Raw genomic sequence first — 1,262 nt, 5'->3', positions numbered from 1 at the left:
GGCTCTTACAGAGCAAGGATAGATCAAGAAAGCCTCATGAAAGGGCGGTTGTCAGGTTAAGGCCCGAGGTCATCGTTGTGATCCACAACAGAAGGCTTGCGTCTTCGATGCTTTCTTTTGTGATTCGACAGGGCTTGAGCATTCCTGAAGACCTGCCCGCATGGCTGCGGCTGGCCATCCTTCTGAACCACGGTCACGGCACAGGTTTGTTGCCCGGTGTGGTATCCAGTTTTGTGAGCCGACAGGCTGTTAGCATTCTTGAAGATCTTACCGCATGGCCGCAAACAGCCATTCTCACCGATTACGGTCACGTCACAGGTCTTTTTCCCGGTGTGGTGTCCGCTTTTGTGAGTGGACAGAGCTGCTGCATTTCTGCAGACCCTCCCGCAGGGCCGTTGCAGACCATCCCCCCCGATTACGGGTATATCACAGGTTTGTTGCCTCGTGTGGTCTCTGATTTTGTGAACCGACAGGGTTTGAGCATTCTTGCAGACCTTTACGCATGGTTGCAGTCGGCCATCCTCCCCGATTACGGCCATGTCACAGGTCTTTTTCCCGGTGTGCTGTCCGCTTTTGTGAGTGGACAGAGCTGCAGCATTTCTGCAGACCTTTTCGCACGGCTTCGGCTGGCCATCCTTCCCAATCACGGTCACGTCACAGATTTTTTGCCCGGTGTGCCGTCGGATTTTGTGAATGTACAGCGCTTCGGCATTTCTGCAGTCCTTTCCGCATAGTCGCGGCTGGCCATCCTCCCTGATTACGGTTACGTCACAGGTTTGTTGCCTGACGTGGTCTCTTCTTTTGTGATTCAACAGGGCTTGAGCATTCTTGCAGACCGTCCCGCACGGCTGCAGTTGACCATCCTCCCCGACCAACGTCAGGTCACAGGTTTTTTGCCCAGAGTGGTATTTGCTTATGTGATACGACAGTGATTTTGCATTCTTGAAGACCTTCCCACATTGCAGCTGCTGGCCATCCTCCCCGAATATAATCAAACTACAAATGACTTTCCCGGCAGGGGCGTTTTTATCGATTGTCCCTGCAACCATTGAGTCTATGGCGGTCCCGTCTGAGGCGACCCCGTTAACAGGGTTGCAAATAGAGCAGTATCTATTGGCCAAATGAGGGCATGAGCTTTGTCCGGGCGTTGCTACTGTTGGGTCTGTCAAACTTTGATCATAATCGGGCGCTCTGCTATCAGATGAATCGGAAGATTGCCGGAATTGACAAGCGCCATGACAGGGATGGACGAAACAATTTAA

General features: G+C 52.5%; 1 protein-coding gene. It reads right to left on the bottom strand.

Annotated features, from left to right (window positions below):
* Positions 1 to 56: 56 nt before the first annotated feature.
* A partial coding sequence (locus KDK17_RS18750) for a hypothetical protein (protein ID WP_257288786.1) occupies positions 57 to 1,262 on the bottom strand: 1,206 nt, incomplete at its 5' end.

It is taken from the genome of Endozoicomonas sp. SESOKO2, assembly GCF_024606245.1.
Classification (GTDB): Bacteria; Pseudomonadota; Gammaproteobacteria; order Pseudomonadales; family Endozoicomonadaceae; genus Endozoicomonas_A.
The sequence above is the reverse complement of the archived record's forward strand: the minus strand, read 5'-3'. Positions and strand labels throughout refer to the sequence as shown.